The organism is Listeria sp. LM90SB2, assembly GCF_028867355.1.
GTDB lineage: Bacteria > Bacillota > Bacilli > Lactobacillales > Listeriaceae > Listeria > Listeria monocytogenes_B.
Genome location: NZ_CP046449.1, coordinates 2,837,828 through 2,856,684, shown reverse-complemented (window position 1 = coordinate 2,856,684; position 18,857 = coordinate 2,837,828). Strand labels below are relative to the sequence as shown.

19 protein-coding genes are annotated in these 18,857 nt (G+C 38.2%); all 19 read left to right on the top strand.

What is annotated here, in order from left to right:
- A complete protein-coding gene (locus GL301_RS14165; RefSeq protein ID WP_003725344.1) occupies positions 1-1,407 on the top strand; it encodes a PTS mannitol transporter subunit IIBC in 1,407 nt (468 codons plus the stop codon).
- 62 nt (positions 1,408-1,469) lie between these two features.
- The gene (locus tag GL301_RS14160; RefSeq protein WP_003734213.1) at positions 1,470-2,126 is read left to right on the top strand and encodes an HAD family hydrolase; all 657 of its coding nucleotides are present in this window, start codon (positions 1,470-1,472) and stop codon (positions 2,124-2,126) included.
- Between the two features lie 12 nt (positions 2,127-2,138).
- A complete protein-coding gene (locus tag GL301_RS14155; protein WP_003725342.1) occupies positions 2,139-2,585 on the top strand; it encodes a PTS sugar transporter subunit IIA in 447 nt (148 codons plus the stop codon).
- Positions 2,586-2,609: 24 nt separating this feature from the next.
- Positions 2,610-3,515: an ROK family protein gene (locus GL301_RS14150; RefSeq protein ID WP_003725341.1), complete on the top strand. Its 906-nt coding sequence runs from the start codon at positions 2,610-2,612 to the stop codon at positions 3,513-3,515.
- On the top strand, positions 3,499-4,305 hold the full coding sequence (locus tag GL301_RS14145) for a MurR/RpiR family transcriptional regulator (RefSeq protein WP_003725340.1): 807 nt from the start codon (positions 3,499-3,501) through the stop codon (positions 4,303-4,305). The genes GL301_RS14150 and GL301_RS14145 overlap by 17 nt, the downstream gene beginning before the upstream one ends.
- Before the next feature lie 171 nt (positions 4,306-4,476).
- Entirely contained in the window at positions 4,477-5,331 is an 855-nt protein-coding gene (gene noc, locus GL301_RS14140; RefSeq protein ID WP_003725339.1) for a nucleoid occlusion protein, read from the top strand.
- A gap of 11 nt (positions 5,332-5,342) precedes the next feature.
- Positions 5,343-5,642 carry a hypothetical protein gene (locus GL301_RS14135; RefSeq protein ID WP_003725338.1) on the top strand — a complete coding sequence of 100 codons (300 nt, stop codon included), beginning with the start codon at positions 5,343-5,345 and terminating at the stop codon, positions 5,640-5,642.
- Between the two features lie 158 nt (positions 5,643-5,800).
- Positions 5,801-6,559 carry a helix-turn-helix domain-containing protein gene (locus tag GL301_RS14130; RefSeq protein ID WP_003727618.1) on the top strand — a complete coding sequence of 253 codons (759 nt, stop codon included), beginning with the start codon at positions 5,801-5,803 and terminating at the stop codon, positions 6,557-6,559.
- Positions 6,560-6,782: 223 nt separating this feature from the next.
- Positions 6,783-7,544: a ParA family protein gene (locus GL301_RS14125; RefSeq protein WP_003722150.1), complete on the top strand. Its 762-nt coding sequence runs from the start codon at positions 6,783-6,785 to the stop codon at positions 7,542-7,544.
- Entirely contained in the window at positions 7,537-8,388 is an 852-nt protein-coding gene (locus GL301_RS14120; protein WP_003725335.1) for a ParB/RepB/Spo0J family partition protein, read from the top strand. The genes GL301_RS14125 and GL301_RS14120 overlap by 8 nt, the downstream gene beginning before the upstream one ends.
- Before the next feature lie 6 nt (positions 8,389-8,394).
- Positions 8,395-8,598 carry a DUF951 domain-containing protein gene (locus GL301_RS14115; protein ID WP_003725334.1) on the top strand — a complete coding sequence of 68 codons (204 nt, stop codon included), beginning with the start codon at positions 8,395-8,397 and terminating at the stop codon, positions 8,596-8,598.
- 148 nt (positions 8,599-8,746) lie between these two features.
- Positions 8,747-10,213 carry a catalase gene (locus GL301_RS14110; protein WP_003725333.1) on the top strand — a complete coding sequence of 489 codons (1,467 nt, stop codon included), beginning with the start codon at positions 8,747-8,749 and terminating at the stop codon, positions 10,211-10,213.
- A 210-nt stretch (positions 10,214-10,423) separates the two neighbouring features.
- On the top strand, positions 10,424-12,340 hold the full coding sequence (locus GL301_RS14105; protein ID WP_003725332.1) for a BglG family transcription antiterminator: 1,917 nt from the start codon (positions 10,424-10,426) through the stop codon (positions 12,338-12,340).
- 149 nt (positions 12,341-12,489) lie between these two features.
- A complete protein-coding gene (locus GL301_RS14100; RefSeq protein ID WP_003722142.1) occupies positions 12,490-13,785 on the top strand; it encodes a PTS sugar transporter subunit IIC in 1,296 nt (431 codons plus the stop codon).
- Positions 13,786-13,799: 14 nt separating this feature from the next.
- The gene (locus GL301_RS14095; RefSeq protein WP_003734216.1) at positions 13,800-14,099 is read left to right on the top strand and encodes a PTS sugar transporter subunit IIB; all 300 of its coding nucleotides are present in this window, start codon (positions 13,800-13,802) and stop codon (positions 14,097-14,099) included.
- Between the two features lie 34 nt (positions 14,100-14,133).
- The gene (locus tag GL301_RS14090; protein WP_003727619.1) at positions 14,134-16,404 is read left to right on the top strand and encodes a glycoside hydrolase family 3 N-terminal domain-containing protein; all 2,271 of its coding nucleotides are present in this window, start codon (positions 14,134-14,136) and stop codon (positions 16,402-16,404) included.
- Positions 16,405-16,409: 5 nt separating this feature from the next.
- Positions 16,410-16,718, top strand: a complete 309-nt coding sequence (locus tag GL301_RS14085; protein ID WP_070298313.1) for a PTS sugar transporter subunit IIA — start codon at positions 16,410-16,412, stop codon at positions 16,716-16,718.
- Between the two features lie 150 nt (positions 16,719-16,868).
- On the top strand, positions 16,869-17,969 hold the full coding sequence (ychF, locus tag GL301_RS14080; protein ID WP_003722138.1) for a redox-regulated ATPase YchF: 1,101 nt from the start codon (positions 16,869-16,871) through the stop codon (positions 17,967-17,969).
- Between the two features lie 321 nt (positions 17,970-18,290).
- A complete protein-coding gene (locus tag GL301_RS14075; RefSeq protein ID WP_003730731.1) occupies positions 18,291-18,800 on the top strand; it encodes a hypothetical protein in 510 nt (169 codons plus the stop codon).
- The last annotated feature ends 57 nt before the right edge of the window (positions 18,801-18,857 follow it).

Here is an 18,857-nt window from a genome sequence, read left to right as displayed (position 1 = left end):
ATGTCTATTCGGGTACATGTACAAAAGTTTGGGAGTAAGCTAAGTGGTATGGTCATTCCGAATTTGGGAGCTTTTATGGCTTGGGGGATTTTAACTGCGATTGGGGTAGCAACAGGCTCTGAGATGTTAAAAGGGTTCATCGCACCAATGCTAAATTACTTGTTACCACTTCTTATTGCCTTTGCTGGAGGTCGAGCGGTTCACGGTTACCGAGGCGGAGTTATTGGTACTGTTGCGACAATGGGAGCAATTATTAGTTCGGATATAACCATGTTTATTGGCGCAATGATAATGGGCCCGCTCGCAGCTTGGATACTCAAAAAATTTGATGAACGTATTGATGGAAAAATTCCAGCTGGATTTGAACTATTAGTTAACAACTTTTCGATTGGGATAATTGGAGCGGGATTAGCACTATTTTCTTATGTGGCAATTGCTCCAATGGTCGAAGCTGTAACAAAAGTATTAGCAAGTGGCGTAGATGTGTTAATTAACAATCATTTGCTCCCACTAACGGCTTTAATTATTGAGCCGGCCAAGGTCTTATTCTTAAACAATGCGATTGGTCAAGGTATTCTTAGTCCACTAGCCACCTTGCAACTCGCAGAAACAGGGAAATCAGTGCTTTACTTACTAGAATCAAACCCTGGACCAGGACTTGGAATTCTACTTGGCTATATGTTCTTTGGTAAAGGAAACTCCAAAGCATCTTCCTACGGGGCAAGTGTTATTCACCTATTTGGTGGTATTCACGAAATTTACTTCCCATTCGTTTTAATGAATCCAATTCTTATTTTACCGCTAATTCTTGGTGGTATGACAGGAACATTTATTTTAACAATGACAAATGCGGGACTTGTTGGTGTGGCTTCTCCTGGTAGTATTATTACAATCATGATGATGGCAGCACCCGGCGATCACATTAAGATCCTTATTGCGGTGCTATGTGCGGCACTTGTTACATTCATTACTGCCATTCCATTTATTAAACGCATGGGTAACAAAGACTCTGAACTACAAGATGCAGCGAAGAAAATGGAAAGCCTTAAAGGCAAAAAGAGCAGTATTTCCTCCGTTTTCGAAGCTACAGTAGATGATTTTAATTTTAAAAATGTTAAAAGAATCGCTTATGCCTGTGATGCGGGACTTGGATCTAGTGCGATGGGCGCGACCGTACTACAGAAAAAAATCAAAAATGCTGGCTTAGAGGATATTAAAGTGTTCCATATCGCCATCCACGAATTGCCGACCGAATGCGATGTAGTCGTGACGCATAAATCCCTTATCGACCGAGCCAAAGAAAAGCAACCAGATGCGTATTATGTAGAAATAACGGATTACCTCGGCGCACCAGAATATCAAGAACTGATAGATAAAATAGTTGCAGACCGAGAACAAAAGAATTAACTTATTTGTAAGCGCTTCTTTTTAGGAGCGCTTTGAATAGTAAAATGGGTAGGAGGAAGACAATGTTAAAAGCGATTGTGATGGACTTTGACGGAATTGTTATTGATACAGAAGTAGTTTGGTATGAAATTTTTAAAGAATGGTTTAAAACGAAGCAGAATTATGACCTTTCTATCGAGGAGTTTTTGCAGTGCGTTGGGTCAAATGTGGACGATTTGTTTCGCGAACTCAACCGGACAGAGCAAATGGATATTAATCGACAAGACTTCGAAGCAGAAACACAAGCAACGTTTATTGAAAACAGTAAAAGTTTACCGGCCAAAGAAGGCGTGGAAAGCTTTATTCGTGAATTAAAAGAACGTGGATTAAAATTAGCACTTGCGACCTCATCGCAGCGACCAAAACCACTCTATCATTTGGAACGACTAGGCTTGCTCGGATATTTTGATGCGATTATTACGGCGGAGGATGTTACGCGAATCAAGCCGGATCCGGACTTGTTTTTAGAAGCTTTGAGAGCACTGGATGTTAAGCCATCGGAGGCTCTTATCGTAGAAGACTCGCGAAATGGCCTTTTGGCGGGAAATAGTGCGGGTGTCAATGTTCTTGTCATTCCAAATGAAGTAACAAAACATAGTGATTTAACCCCGAACTATTTGGAGCGAGAGTCGCTGGCGGAGGTAGATTTAACAGAAATAATGGCTGAATATAATAAATAAGGGGGCGCGAGCATGTTATTAGACCGAGTTACTTTAGAAGATATTGAGGTAAATTTAAAAGCAAAAGACTGGCGCGAAGCCATCCAAACATCAGCAAGACTTTTACTAGAGCGAGGTGCCATCAAAGAAAGTTATATCGACGGAATGATTCAAAGTGTAGAAAATAATGGACCATATATAGTGATTGCCAAACATATCGCCCTAGCACATACGCGACCAGAATTCGGCGTCATTCGCGGTGGCCTAACTTTTGCAACACTGGCTGACGGCGTGGCTTTTGGAAGCGACATGTTCGACCCGGTGAAACTAGTTATTACCCTTGCGGCAACAGACTCAGAAAGCCATTTAGAAGTGTTGTCAGAGCTTGCAGAAGTGCTCATGGACGAGGAAAAGGTAACCCGTTTGATCGAAGCAAATTCAAGCCAAGCGTTTTACGATGAGTTAACAAAAGAAGGATAATAATTTCACTAAAGAGGTGAAGAAATGGAAAATTATCTTTGTGTCGACATTGGTGGAACGAGTATCAAATATGCTAAATTTAATCAAGAAGGTAAGCGGGTGGGCGATCTTAAGTCTTGTGTGACGCCTATAACTGGCGGAGCGAATCAAATCATGCCCGCGCTTATTCGGATTGTCGAACAAGAAAAAACGAATGTAGCGGGCGTCTGTGTGGCCTCTGCGGGTGTTGTGGATTCTGTGAAAGGCAAAATTATTTATGCTGGCTACACGATTCCCAAATACACTGGAACTGAAATAAAAGCTGAACTAGAGCACCGATTTCATATTCCGTGCGTAGTGGAAAATGACGTAAATGCAGCCTGCCTTGGCGAGTTTTGGTTGGGTGGAGCACGGGGACGTGGGAGCGTGCTCTGTTTGACAATTGGAACCGGAATCGGCGGAGCAATGTTACTAAACGACAAACTAATAAATGGATCGTCTTTTACAGCATGTGAAGTGGGCTATATGCACCTTTCACAAGGGAGATTTCAAGATGTTGCTTCAACAAAAGCATTGATTAAACAAGTAGCCTCGCGAAAAAATATCGAGGAAAATGCGTTAAATGGTCGTCAAGTCATGGAATGGGCCTATAGCGGAGATGCAGATGTGCTGGCTGAAATAGAGCAATGGATTGAGAATTTAGTAGAAGGTGTAGTAAACTTAATCTATATTTTCAACCCAGAAGTGATTGTACTCGGTGGCGGATTAATGGAAGAAGAGTCATTCTTCAAACCGCGTCTAAAAGCGGCTATCTCAACCAAATTAATCTCACCGATGTTCGATACAGCAGATATTACTTTCGCAAAGCTGGGAAATGAAGCAGGGATGATTGGTGCGCTTTATCATTTCTTAAACCAGAAAGAGGCCGAAAAAGATGACGATTTTAAATGAAATCCAACAAAATTACAATCGATTACCGAATAAAGAAAAACAAATTGCGAAGTATATTTTAGAAAAAAGTGATGAACTCAAGAATATTAATATTAAAGAGCTAGCTGAAGAAACTGGCACATCCATTTCGACGATAACGAGATTTTGTCGCCATGTACGCTGTGATAGTTTTGTTGATTTGAAAATGCGGGTGAATACTGCAGCGACAATGGTTCCGTCACTTGGTTATGATGACCTTTTTGAAGAGGTTTATTCGTTCTACCATAAAGTAATTGATAACACGGTGAAGCTGATTGAACCAGCGAAGATCCGTGAAGTGGTGCAGTACATTCAAGAAGCTAAGCGAGTCTATATTTGCGGCGTCGGAAGTTCGGGGCTCACTGCCGTTGAAATGTCGCAGCGCCTTATTCGAATGGGGTTAAACGTCATCAGTGTCAACGATCCGCATATGATGATTATCACTAGCTCCATCACAACAAAAGAAGATTTTGTTATCGGCATTTCCAATTCAGGTAACACCCCAGAGCTAGTCACGGCGCTAAAAATCGCTAAGAAAAACAAAAGTAAAGTTGCTACATTTACCAGTTTTGAAAATAGTGAAATGACCGAAATCAGTGACGTCACTATTCCGGTTTACAATACTTTATTCGTAAGTAAAAGGTATTTTGCTAATAGCCAGTTTTCGATTATGTATGTGATGGATATTATTTCCATGATGTTGCTACAAAATGAGTCTTACCGCGACAATATGGAAAAAACCATCAATACCGTTACCGATGAATTTCATTAAGAAAATAGATAGGACTGTGAAACTTTAGCAGCTCTATCTATTTTTTCACATTTAAAGGACAGAATAAGCGTGTTTTTCTCTAGCATTTCTGCTAAAATAGTTTAAGAGACTTGCGGATAGCCAGATAATATATTAAGAAACCCCGAGATGTTCCGGAAAGGAAGGACCCAGATGCCTTTTTCACGTTTATTTGGAAAAAAAGAGAAGAATCAAATGGATGATATAGTAGAAGAAGGAGTACAACGCGTACAAGAACTTCCTATGGATAAAATTTTTCCGAACCAATTCCAACCACGGACAGTATTCGATCAAGATAAGATTGATGAACTTGCTCGAACTATCCGAATTCACGGCGTTATTCAGCCGATTGTGGTTAGAGAAATGGAACCGGATTATTATGAAATCATTGCAGGCGAGCGTCGTTTTCGTGCTGTGCTTTCTTTAGAAATGGAAAAAATTCCAGCAATTATTCAAAATTTAGATGATGAAGAAGTAGCAGCGATTGCGTTAATTGAAAACTTGCAACGTGAAGAATTGACGCCAATTGAGGAAGCGAAAGCGTATCGGAGTTTACTAGACATGCAGGACGTGACACAAGAAGCCCTTGCGCAACGTGTCGGGAAAAGCCAGTCTGCCATTGCAAACAAAATGCGACTTCTAAAACTACCAGAAACTGTCCAAGAAGCCGTTCTTAACAAACAAATTTCAGAGCGCCATGCTCGTTCGTTACTCGCATTAGAAACAGAAGAACAGCAAGTCGCAATTTTAGCCGAAATAGCTGAAAATCACTGGAACGTCAAACAAACCGAAGCAAGAATTCAAGAAATTTTGGGCGTGAAAAAACCAGTAGCTACTAAAAAAACCAAACCAAAACGCCAAGCTATTAGTCGTGACGTGCGTATCGCTATGAATACGATTAAACAATCGGTTACAATGGTTAAAGATAACGGAATGGACCTAGATTTCACCGAAGAAGAGACAGATGATTTTTATCAAATTACCATTCAAATTCCTAAAAAGAAATAAGAGGTGTAGCAGTGAGGTTTTTGAAGATAATTGGACATGCAGTTGGTGTCATTAGTTGTTTGATGGTACTTCCATCTTTCGTAATAGCGATTACAAGTGCTATTTTAAGTTTTAATCCACTATATATTACCTACTTTTTCACTAGCCCCTATGCCCGAGCAGTAGCCGTAGCAGAAGAGTCTGGTTGGGGAAGTGGCTTCAACATTCTATTAATTAATTACGGGGCATATCTCATCGCATTTGGCTATACTTTCTTTGCGATAGTGAAGATTTACAGTTGGTACCAAATCGCGAAAGAAGCGAAAAAATAGCTGCAAAACCTGCTTATTGAAGCGGGTTTTTTATTTTCAAAAAAGGAAAGCAACTCAATTCGAGTGGGTTTGGTTTATTTTGTAAAAAATAGAGAAAATAAGTGCAATTTTGAGCAGAAAAAAGTACAATAGAATTAGGTAAAGTTGTAAAGGAGGGAGTGATTCACTCAACTCTGAGTGGAATCACGAAACGAATGGCAAAAATCATTTTTGTGAAAGACGAACAAAATGAGTTCCAAGCGTATGATTTCTTACAAAATTTAATTGTGGAAGAACCACTAATGGCCACTTTAGTATTTCAAGGCCTGTTACAACTAGAAACAGCAGAAACGAGAAAACTTAGCACTGGTAAGCAAATTCTCCCCGATGTCCATTTAATTATCGGTAAAAGTCAAGCTTACTCACTACAAACAACTCGAGTGGAAACAACTGTAGACCAACCGATTCAAGAGATGAAAGCACATTTTAAAGATAAAAATTGTCGTTTAATTTACTTCACTGCTTTTAGTGGCGATGAAACCTATTATTGCTTCGTTAAAGGCTATTTTAAAGATAAAAACCCGTTCACGGATCAAATGAGTGCTTACCGCGAAGAAGTCAAACGCGTATTCTTGCGTCGTATTGAAGCGGAAACAAGCATTGGTCATGCAGACTATCAATTCGAAACACTAAAAAATAAAGCTTTAGCAAATGAAGGCATTGCTCATTACTTAGATAGTTTTTCAGCAAGCCTTGGTAAATATATTTTCTCTAAACGAATGGAGAAGAAATGGTCTCAACTAGATTTAGCGCTTAAATCAGATTTATCTCCTGTTATTATTGGGCGTTTAGAAGCAGGGGATCCAGATTTGACTCTTAGAATGTATCAAAAAGTCTGCACGGTTCTAGGTGTTAAGACAACATTCTCTGTAGATTGAAGATAGAAAAGTAATCAGCTTAGGTTGGTTGCTTTTTTATTTTAAAATGTTTCACGTGAAACATTTCTAGGTTTTAAGAATATCATTTTCACCATTTTTAAGCTTTCAAAATACGAATTTCAATTTATTTTTACTTTTTGTAAGACTAAATGACAATCTTTTGGTAGAATAGAAGATAAAAGAACCGGAAATCTCGGTACAAAATAAGGGTTGGTGAAAAAGATTGAGCAAAGTGATTGCACTAGCAAACCAAAAAGGTGGGGTTGGTAAGACGACATCATCGGTGAATTTAAGCTCGAGCCTAGCTTTTTTAGGTAAGAAAGTGTTACTAGTTGATATTGACCCACAAGGTAATGCATCAAGTGGCGTTGGTGTTAACAAAGGTGAAATTGAACATTGTATTTATGATGTACTAGTTGACGATGTAGCCATTCAAGATGTGTTGCAAAAAACAGACTTGGATAATTTGAATGTTATTCCAGCTACAATTCAACTCGCAGGTGCAGAAGTAGAGCTAGTTCCAGCTATCTCTCGTGAAATTAGATTGAAAAAAGCAATCGACTCAATCCGTGATGATTATGACTATGTGATTATTGATTGTCCGCCATCACTTGGGCTTTTGACTTTAAACGCATTAACAGCAGCAGATTCTGTTTTAATTCCTGTTCAATGTGAGTATTACGCGCTAGAAGGTTTAAGCCAGTTACTAAATACAATAAGAATCGTCCAAAAGCATCTCAATGAGGATTTACAAATTGAAGGTGTTTTACTAACAATGCTTGATGCTAGAACAAATCTAGGTATTCAAGTAATAGAAGAAGTGAAAAAATACTTCCAAAACAAAGTATTTAATACAATTATTCCACGGAATGTACGTCTAAGTGAAGCACCTAGTCATGGAAAACCGATTTTGTTATATGATGCAAAATCAAAAGGTGCTGAAGTTTATTTAGAATTAGCAAAGGAAGTGGTTGCACATGGCTAAAGGTCTAGGTAAAGGAATCAATGCACTATTTAATAATGTAGATACGAATGAAGAAACCGTACAAAATATCGCTATAAAAGATATTAAGCCAAATCCATATCAACCACGTAAAATCTTTGATACGAAAGCAATCAATGAATTACGTGACTCCATTAAAATTCACGGTGTTTTGCAGCCAATAATATTAAGAAATACAGATAAAGGATATGAAATTGTTGTTGGTGAACGTAGATTTCGTGCAGCAAAAGAAGCTAAATTAAAAGAAATCCCAGCAGTTGTACGTGATTTAACGGAAGAAGAAATGATGGAGCTTTCTGTCATTGAAAACTTACAACGCGAAGATTTATCTCCACTTGAAGAAGCGGAATCATATCAGTTCCTTATGAAAAAATTGGGCTTAACGCAAGCAAAATTAGCAGAACGCGTTGGGAAAAGTAGACCATATATCGCTAACTTTGTTCGTCTTTTGACATTACCTGAAGAAGTTCAAGTAATGTTACGTGATGGCTCATTGTCAGCTGGACATGGCCGAGTGTTACTAGGTTTGAAACTTAAGAAAAATATTATCCCAACGGCTAAAAAAGCTGTGGCGCAAGGGCTGACAGTACGACAATTAGAAGATGTGGTTAATAATCTAAATGAAAATGTTTCACGTGAAACAATTAAGCCGGCTAGAGTTCCTATCTTTATCCGTGAAAGCGAAAGCCAATTACGTGATAAATTTGGTACGGCTGTCTCGATTAAACGTCGCGATAAAAAAGGTAAAATTGAAATTGAATTTTTATCTGATGATGATTTAGATCGCATTTTAGAGATTTTAGATATTCAGTTTGATGATGAATAGGTTGTGATGTTTATGGAAAAAAAGCATTTCGATTTAAATGATATTGTGGAAATGAAAAAGCCTCATCCTTGTGGTACCAATCGATTTAAGATTATACGCATGGGGATGGATATTCGGATTAAGTGCGAAGGTTGTGGTCATAGTGTGATGATCCCCCGCCGCGAGTTCGAACGAAAAGTGAAGAAAATTTTAGTTAAAGCTGAACAATAATAGGGAACAGACGATGAATTAGGTCGTCTGTTCTTTTTTAAGCCTTTTAGTTGAAGTTTGTCTCTTCCTTCTTTAAAATATAAATAGTATCATTTAATAATTATTACAAATAAAAAATGATATAGAATTGTTATGGAGGTATATACATATGACAGATAGAAAAAATTTAACGACGAATCAAGGTGTGCCAGTTGGTGATAACCAAAATTCGATGACAGCGGGACGTAAAGGACCAACTTTGATAGAAGATTATGTGCTTATTGAGAAATTGGCACATTTTGATAGAGAGCGAGTACCAGAACGGGTTGTACATGCTCGTGGTGCTGGTGCTCACGGGAAATTTGTCACTAAGAAAAGCATGAAAAAATATACAATGGCTAAATTTTTGCAAGAAGAAGGAACGGAAACGGAGGTTTTTGCTCGTTTTTCAACAGTAATTCATGGGCAACATTCTCCAGAAACATTACGTGATCCACGCGGTTTCTCCGTTAAGTTTTATACAGAAGAAGGGAATTATGATTTTGTCGGAAATAATTTGCCGGTATTCTTCATTCGTGATGCGATTAAGTTTCCGGATGTTATTCATTCCTTGAAGCCTGATCCACGCACAAATATTCAAGATGGCAACCGTTACTGGGATTTCTTTAGCCTTACACCGGAAGCTACGACGATGATTATGTACTTATTCAGTGATGAAGGAACGCCGGCTTCTTACCGGGAAATACGTGGCTCTAGTGTTCATGCGTTCAAATGGATTAACGAAGAAGGCAAAACAGTTTATGTAAAACTGCGCTGGATTCCAAAAGCGGGAATAGTGAACCTTTCGACGGAGCAAGCTTCTCAAATTCAAGCAAAAGAATTTAACCATGCAAGTCGTGATTTGTACGAAGCAATTGAAAATGGAGACTATCCAGAGTGGGATTTATATGTGCAAGTGTTGGATCCGAAAGACTTGGATAACTTTGATTTTAATCCATTAGATGCAACAAAAGATTGGTTTGAAGATGTATTTCCTTATGAACACGTAGGAACAATGACGCTTGACCGCAACCCAGATAATATTTTTGCGGAGACAGAATCGGTTGGTTTTAATCCTGGGGTACTTGTACGTGGAATGCTTCCTTCTGAAGACCGTTTATTGCAAGGTCGTTTATTCTCTTACTCAGATACGCAAAGACATCGTGTAGGGCCAAACTACTTACAACTCCCAATTAACAGTCCGAAAGCGCCTGTCGCGAACAACCAACGTGACGGTCATATGCCGTTTAAACAACAAACAAGTTCGATTAATTATGAGCCAAATAGTTACGATACAGAACCAAAAGAAAATCCAGCGTTTATCGAGCCAGAGCAAGAAATCCGTGGTGATATTTCTGGGCGCCTGATTGCAGAAAAACCAAATAACTTTGGCCATGCAAAAGAAGTATGGGATCGTTATTCAGATGCAGAACGTGCTGCACTCGTGAAAAACATTGTCGATGATTGGTCACAAGTACGTGATGATATTAAAATCCGCAACTTACGTAATTTCTATCAAGTAGATCCGGAATTCGCTAGTCGAGTGGCTGCGGGAACTGGTGTTAATCTCGAAGCACATGTAGCAGATTTAAAATAAATCAAAGCGAAAATCCTTTTTAGGGTTTTCGCTTTTTTATGTTTCACGTGAAACTTTTTGGGCTAGAAGATTGGAGTAAAGGCATTTTTAACGATATTGCTTTTTATCGAAATACTTGCTACTATTTCTGGAAGACTTGTCGTTATCAGGTGATAGGCTTATAATCAAGATGAAATAGCTTAAATTAATTGTCGTGAGGAGTGGAGCTGCGTGAGTGCTTCAAAATTATCATTACCTAGATGGAAACAAATAGTTCATATGCTTTATTTGAAGATGGAGTTTATTAGCGGTGGAGAATTAGGGGAGGCATTAGCTGTTAACCCTCGGACAATTAGAAATGATATTAAAGTAATTAATCAAATACTGATGATAGGCGGAAACAGAATCGAATCACTTCCTGGTGTAGGATATCGTCTGGTCATTGGTGATGAAAAAGCACTGCGTGAAGCTCTTTTGGACGATTCGATAGGAAGAGCTAATATGAATATTGTACCGATGTTTGCAGAGGATAGAGCAGATTATATTATTCGATATTTATTACTCAAAAATGACTATGTAAAGCTGGAGACATTGTCAGAAGAGCTTTTTGTTAGTAAGTCTACGATAAACTTGGATATTTTAGAAGTGAAACGAAAACTCAAAGAAAATGAGTTGAAAGTGGAAAAACGGGCTGGCTATGGCATTAGAATTACTGGTGCAGAACTTGCTATCCGATTTTGCTTTTCAAGATATTTGTTAGTGGAATCTACAAGCCCGCTTATTACAGAAACAGAAATAAATTTTTTTGGAGAAGTTAATTTGGAAATGATGGAGCAGATTGTCGTTTCTAATATAGCGAAATATAATATTCACATGACGGACATTTCAGTTAAAAATTTGATTATTCATATCGCAATTGCTGTATGTCGTGTAAAAGATAATTGTTATGTACCTGCAACAGATTTGGAGGATATTGAATTTAGTATGCCGGAATTAAGGGCGGCTCAAGGTATTATAAAAGAAATAGATCTTTCAGAAGGAATTCGTTTCCCGGAAAGTGAGACTGCCTATCTGCTGCTACACCTTAGTTCGAAAAACAGAAAAAGTGACTTTAATAATTACCGAGAATATATCATCGTGGATAAGATGTTAGAAAAGATTAAAGAGCTGTACGGTTATGATTTTAAGCAAGACCAGAAAATGATTTCCAATATCGCTTTGCATTTAAAGCCAGCTATTAACAGAATTAAATTTAATATGAATATACAAAACCCGTATTTAAAAAATCTAAAAGCTAATTATCCACTAGCTTTTGAATTAGGGTTGGTTGCTAAAGAAGTCCTTGAGCAGGAGTTAAAAACAAATGTAGACGAAGCGGAAGTAGGATATTTGGCTATTCACTTTTTGTATGGCTTAGATAAGGAAATAGGGTCTGAGAAGCAAAAAGTATTGATTGTTTGTGCTTCTGGTTTAGGGACGTCGCAACTTTTGGAATCTAAAGTACGAAAAGAGTTTGAGAATACGCTTGAAATAGTCGGCGTGTACTCATTTAAAGAATATGAGCAGAGTGGAACGGCATGTGACTTTGTTATCTCTACAGTACCACTGCGAATGAAGTTACATCCATTTATTCAAGTATCGCCATTTTTGACAAAGGCGGATATTCGTAATATCACTGCGTTAATGAAGCAAGATGAGACGAAGAACCAATTTGAAGTGGACAAGGTTTTTAAGGAATCGTTATTCTTAATTAGTGATAAAAAGGACAAAGAGCAAGTTCTGGTAGATTTAGCGAGTCTTTTGCTGGAAAATAATATTGTTGGCGAGGACTATTTACCATCACTTTTTGAGCGCGAAGAAATTGTGCCGACTTATTTAGGTAATGGACTTGCGGCACCACACCCAATTGAAGCAAACGTCCAAGAAACAGCTATTGGAGTATGTATTTTTACTGGCGGTGGGGTAAAGTGGAATGAGGAAGATCAGGCACAAGTGATTTTCATGTTAGCGGTAAAAAACAAGCAACAACAGCAGCTTGCGACGGTGTATGAGCTTATTAGCAATTTAGTAGAAAGTCCAAAAGCAATGGGAGAGCTAAAACGTGTGACAAGTTTTGAAGAATTTATGCGTGTGTTACAAACGATATAACCAAAAGGTTCGTTAGACTTTCTTAGAGAGAAAAGTTAACGGGCCTTTTTTTATTTCCGCATGTAAAATACAGATGCGGAAAAAGACTAGATTTATTTAACAAAAAGAAAGCGCTACACTTATTGTAATATCAAAGGAGGTATAAAAAATTGAAAAAGTTCATCGAGAAATTAAGTTGGTTATCGCAGAAGCTTGGAAATCAAATTCATTTAAAGTCTATGCGTGATGCATTTGCTACTATTTTACCTTTTATTATGTTAGCAGGATTCATGGTTTTAATTAATAACGTGATTATTAAGCCGGATGGTTTTATGTCGGCGATCATCAGTTCCGAAACACTTACGACTTGGCAGGGGCTAGGTAACAGTATTGTGAACGGGACTTTAGGAATTATTACTATTTTGATTGGAGCTTCAGTTGCTTACTTTTTAGCGCAAAACCGGAAGTTTGAAAATCCGTTTGCACCTGCATTAATGACCATTGCACTGATTGTTATTTTTATCCCAGCTGTGACAGAAATTGTGCCAATTGGTGCAGAGAAATCTGTGGAAGTTGCTGGAGTATTGCCAATAGCCTTGATGGGTTCGGCGGGAATGTTCGTTGGGATTGTAACGGCGCTTCTTGCAACAGAAGTATTCATTCGTCTTTCTAAGAGTGAGAAAATGAAAATCCATATTTCTGGGGATAGCGTACCTCCAGCCGTAATTAAATCATTCAATGTGCTTATTCCGACAATGTTAACAATACTTATTTTTGCGTTTATTTCATTCTTAGTAGTGACATTATTCAGCTTGAATTTGTATTCTTTAATTAGCGCAATTATTCAAGAACCATTAACATTCTTAGTTACAAGTGTTCCAGGGTTCCTAACGTTAATGACGATTTCACAAATGCTTTATTCTATCGGTATTGCTGGAAGTGGGATTTTAGGGCCGATTATGGACCCAGTTCTTTTGGCAAATATGCAAGAAAATATGACAGCATTTGCGAATCACACAGAGATTCCGCATATTATTAATACTACTTTCCGTGATGTTTTTGGCGTTATGGGCGGCGGCGGAAATACTATTGCGCTGTTAATAGCAATTTTTATTTGGTCAAAACGAAAAGATTATCGCGAAATAGCTACTTTATCGGCAGCTCCTGGTCTATTTAATATCAATGAACCGGTAGTATTTGGCCTTCCGATTGTTTATAACTTGAGTTTGATGATTCCGTTCATTATTTCAACACCGCTTTGCTTATGTTTAGCCTACTTCGCGACAAAGCTGCATATGATTTCAGAAGTAGTCGTAATGGTTCCGTGGACGACACCAGTTGTTGCTTCCGGCTTCCTTGCAACAGGTGGGGACTGGCGTGCTGCAGTATTCCAAATTTTCTTGATTGGCGTCTGCGTACTTCTTTACCTACCATTCTTAAAAGCCAATGACAGAATTAAAGCCTAATTGGAGGGATTTTTATGAAAAATATTATGTTGATGTGTAATGCGGGAATGTCTACAAGCGTTTTAGTGAGGAAAATGGAACGCGTTGTAGAAGAACGTAATTTAGAACTGACTATCTGGGCTATTTCAGAAACGGATTTCGAAAAAAATTGGCGTAAAGCTGATGCGATTTTACTTGGACCGCAAGTGAATTATATGAAAGATAAGGTTATAGAAACAGTTGGTGATAATGTATCGGTGGCAGTTATTGATATCGTTGATTATGGTCGAATGAATGGTGAAAAAGTATTAGATTTAGCAATTAGTTTATTGTGACATTCTTAGTTTTTTAGCAAGGAGGAGAAAGAATATGGCTGTTTATTTGGATAAGGAGAAACCAGTTTCAGAACGTGTAGAAGACTTACTTTCCAAGATGACCTTAGCAGAAAAATGTGGTCAACTAAACCAAAGAATGTATGGCTGGGAAGCTTTTTCAAGAGATGGCGAAACGTTTCATATCACGGAAAAATTTAAAGAGGAAGTAACTAGATTTGAAGGTATAGGCGCTTTATACGGTCTGTTCCGCGCTGATCCATGGTCCAAAATGAATAAGGACACGGGTGTAAGTCGGAAAAATGCTGGCAAAGTAGCTAATAAAATTCAACGCTATGTGATAGAAAATACGCGCCTAGGGATTCCTGTACTATTAGCTGAGGAAGTTCCGCACGGTCACCAAGCGTTAGATAGCGAATCTTATCCGGTAAATTTAGCTCGTGCTGCTTCTTTTAATCCAGAGTTGCAAAAACAGGTCGCAAGTGCGATTACAGAAGAAATTTCCGAAAAGGGAGTTCATCTAGCACTTGCTTCAGCATTAGACATACTTCGAGACCCACGTTGGGGACGCGCTGAAGAGTGTTACGGTGAAGATCCATACCTTGCAGCGGAATTAACAGCGGCAATTACAGAAGGCTTTCAAGCGAGTGGGAAGATTGCTGTTATTTTAAAACATTTTGCGGCACAAGGCGAGCCGATTGGCGGGCATAATTCTGGACCAGTTTCTATTGGCGTAAGGGAACTTAGAGAAATTTTCTTGGAACCAATGCGCGCGGGAATTAGAAGTGGTGCTCTTGGCGTCATGGCAGCTTACAACGAGATTGACGGGGTGCCATGCCACGCGAACAAAGAGCTTTTAACAACTATTTTGCGAGAAGAAATGGGATTCTCCGGGATTGTTATGGCAGATGGGTGTGCCCTTGATAGATTATTAAAACTAAATCCTGATCCAAAAAAAGCCGCAAAAATGGCTCTTGAAGCCGGTGTGGATTTGAGTTTGTGGGATGAAGTGTTTCCATTTCTTGAAGAAAGCGTGGAAAAAGGCATCCTTGATGAAAAGGTCGTTGATGATGCTGTGAGGCGAGTGCTTCAAGTGAAATTCCAATTAGGGCTATTTGAACAACCGTTTGTAGAAGAAGAAATTCAAGCACCGAAGTCTGATTGGAAACAACTAAATTTACAAGCCGCTAGAGAGGGTATTTGTCTTTTGAAAAACGACTTCGAAACATTACCTCTAGTAGGCGAACGGAAAAAAATAGCTGTTGTTGGTCCTAGCATAGATGCGCTTTATAATCAGTTGGGAGATTATACAGCTCCGCAAAATGAATCAGAATGTGTCACTGTGTTAGAAGGGATAAAAAAACTGCTTCCTAAAAATTGGGAAGTCGTTTCTGAAAAAGGTACTGAAATTCGTGAAGAGCTTCCGGATGGCATTCAAAGAGCAGAAGTGGTTGCTAAAGAGGCAGACGCCATTGTTATGGTGCTCGGTGGTTCAAGTGCGCGGAATTTTGACATGGAATTTTTAAATAATGGCGCGGTAAGCTCTAAGGGCCCGAACATGGATGCCGGTGAAAATGTGGATGTTGCTGATATCACGCTTCCACAACCGCAATTAGATTTGTTTTACGCAATGAAGCGTACTGGAAAGCCTGTAATTGTCGTAATGATTCAAGGTAGACCAATCGCTATCCCAGAAATTAGTTCGACAGCGGATGCGATTCTCACAGCTTGGTATCCAGGAAGTGTTGGTGGAACGGCGATTGCTGAGGTTCTTTTCGGTCATTACAATCCTTCAGGTAAATTACCAGTCAGCATACCAAGATCCTCCGGGCAGATTCCTATTTACTACAATCAAAAGGCAGTGGAGTATAAAGAAGACTACTTTGATTTAACTGGTAAGCCGCTCTATCCATTTGGTTATGGTTTAAGTTATAGCACTTTTGAATATCAAGATTTACAGATAAAACAAGAATCTATAAAAATAGCAGAACTCCTTGGCGGGCAATCTGTAGAAGTGAAAGTAACTTTAAAAAACACCTCTAATGTAGCCGGTGAAGAAGTTGTGCAACTTTATCTTCATGATATGGAAGCAAGTATTACTAGAAGAAAAAAAGAATTAAAAGCATTTAAAAAGGTTCGTATTGCAGCGAAACAAACAGCTACAGTGACATTTAAGCTAGATAAATCAAGTTTTGAAATATGGTCAATTAACAATAAATATGAGGTGGAGCCCGGTGGTATAGAAATTTTCGTTGGTGGAAGTTCTGATACTAAATTAACAGGGCGAGTTTCAATCATAGGAGGCTAGCGAAAATGGAAGGAATGGAACTCGCATCATTTCAAATAATTAGTTCTGTTGGCGCCGCAAGAAGTTGCATTATTGAGGCGATGAAATTCGGAAGACAAAGAAAATTCATAGAAGCATATAAAAAAATTGACGAGGCTAATGAATTTCTTAGCGAAGGTCATAAAAATCATGTGCAACTAATTCAAAAAGAGGCAGATGGCGGAGACGTACAAATTTCTATCCTCTTCATGCACGCGGAAGATCAATTTATGACAACTTATACATTACGCGATGTAGCTTATGAGATGATTGCTATTTGGAAAGAGATGAAGTAATTAAAACGAAAATCCTTTACTGATTAAAGGGTTTTCGTTTTTTGGTGGGTGGCTTTTTGTTTGAAAAACCTTTATAATATACGTTAGTGAAAAAATGTCTATTTGACAGGCATTTTCAAAATGAAGTTAATGAAAAGGAGTTTATATATAATGGCACTTACAGCTGGTATTGTCGGGCTTCCTAATGTTGGGAAATCGACACTTTTTAATGCAATCACAAAAGCAGGAGCAGAGGCTGCGAATTATCCGTTTGCGACGATTGACCCGAACGTAGGAATTGTTGAAGTTCCTGACCACAGATTAAACAAACTAACGGAACTTGTAAAACCGAAAAAGACCGTTCCAACAACTTTTGAATTTACAGATATCGCCGGAATTGTAAAAGGTGCTAGTAAAGGGGAAGGACTTGGAAACAAATTCTTATCCCATATTCGTCAAGTGGATGCAATATGCCATGTAACTCGTTGTTTTGATGACGAAAATATCACCCACGTAGAAGGCCGAGTAGACCCGCTAGACGATATTTCTACAATCAACTTAGAACTTATCTTAGCGGACTTAGAAACAGTAGAGAAGCGCATTGGACGCGTTGAGAAGCTATCTAAACAAAAAGATAAAGATGCTGTGGCTGAATATAACGTTTTAGTTAAACTACGTGAGGCTTTCGAAAATGACAAACCAGCTCGTGCGATTGAATTTAACGAAGAAGAAGAGAAAATCGTTCGCAACCTTTTCTTACTTACAAGAAAACCAGTTTTATATGTAGCAAATGTAAGTGAAGAAGATGTTTCTAGTCCGGACGATAACAAATATGTACAGCAAGTACGCGAATTCGCTGCGAGCGAGAACTCTGAAGTTATCGTAGTATGTGCTCGCGCTGAGGAAGAAATTGCTGAACTTGAAGACGAAGATAAGCTAGAGTTTTTAGAAGCGCTTGGAATTGAAGAATCTGGTTTAGACCAATTGATTCGTTCTGCGTATACATTGCTTGGCTTAGCGACTTACTTCACAGCAGGCGTTCAAGAAGTTCGCGCTTGGACATTCATCAAAGGTATGAAAGCTCCACAATGTGCCGGAATCATTCATACTGATTTCGAACGTGGATTCATTCGCGCTGAAGTTGTTGCATATGACGCTTTACTTGAATATGGCTCAGAGCAAGCAGCCAAAGAAGCGGGAAAAGTACGCTTGGAAGGTAAAGAATACGAAATGAAAGATGGAGATGTTGTTCATTTCCGCTTTAACGTTTAATATGTTTCACGTGAAACAATCTTTTGACAAGTAAGTATGTCAAAAGATTGTTTTTTAGGTTAGTTCATAAATTCTGCGTTACTGATATACTTCAAAAGAGTATTAAGCTAATTTTTGAACAGATTTATACTTTAAATATAGAAAGTGAAAATAATAATAAATATGTTTCACGTGAAACAAACAATCAATTAAGCGATTTTGTCAATATATATAAGGGAATGTTTAATTTATTTGCACTAATTAATTCACAAAATATACAATTTGCAGAGAGCGGAATGATGCTATAATTAACTATAAATTTTATTATAGGAGTGTTTTTTTTTGATACAGTTAATGGTTATAGCATTTTTTGTTATTCTTCTAGTAATTATGCCAAAGAATAACAAAGAAGAAAGAAAAGCAGCGCATTTACTAATTGATAAATATGGTATTCAAGTTGCAAAGAAGAATAATCCGGTTCGTCAAATGGCATTACTGGAAGTAGCGCTAGGTATTTCTACTTATAGAGGTAGCCGTAAGAAAACCTTTATTTTTATTGGTAGTTTTTTTGTAATCGCATTTATTTTAGGTTATCTAACGTACTTTTTTGGAATAAACCGAAATATCACAGCTACAATCATTGTAGGTATTATTTTAACTTTATTTTTAATTGCCGGAACAATAATAATGTTTGTAATAGCGATTCGCCAAGCATCTTCATTACGTACAGACGCATGGGCTAAAATCTTAACCACAATTGACCCTCAGTTTCCCGTTGAATTCCTAAATGAGAAGAAATGGCAAAAAGCCTTCCTTGCTCAAATGGAAAGTATGAACGAACAATTAGCATAATCAGAGAAGTATTAGACTTTTAGAGGTTTAATACTTTTTTTATTCCCCGGGAAATAA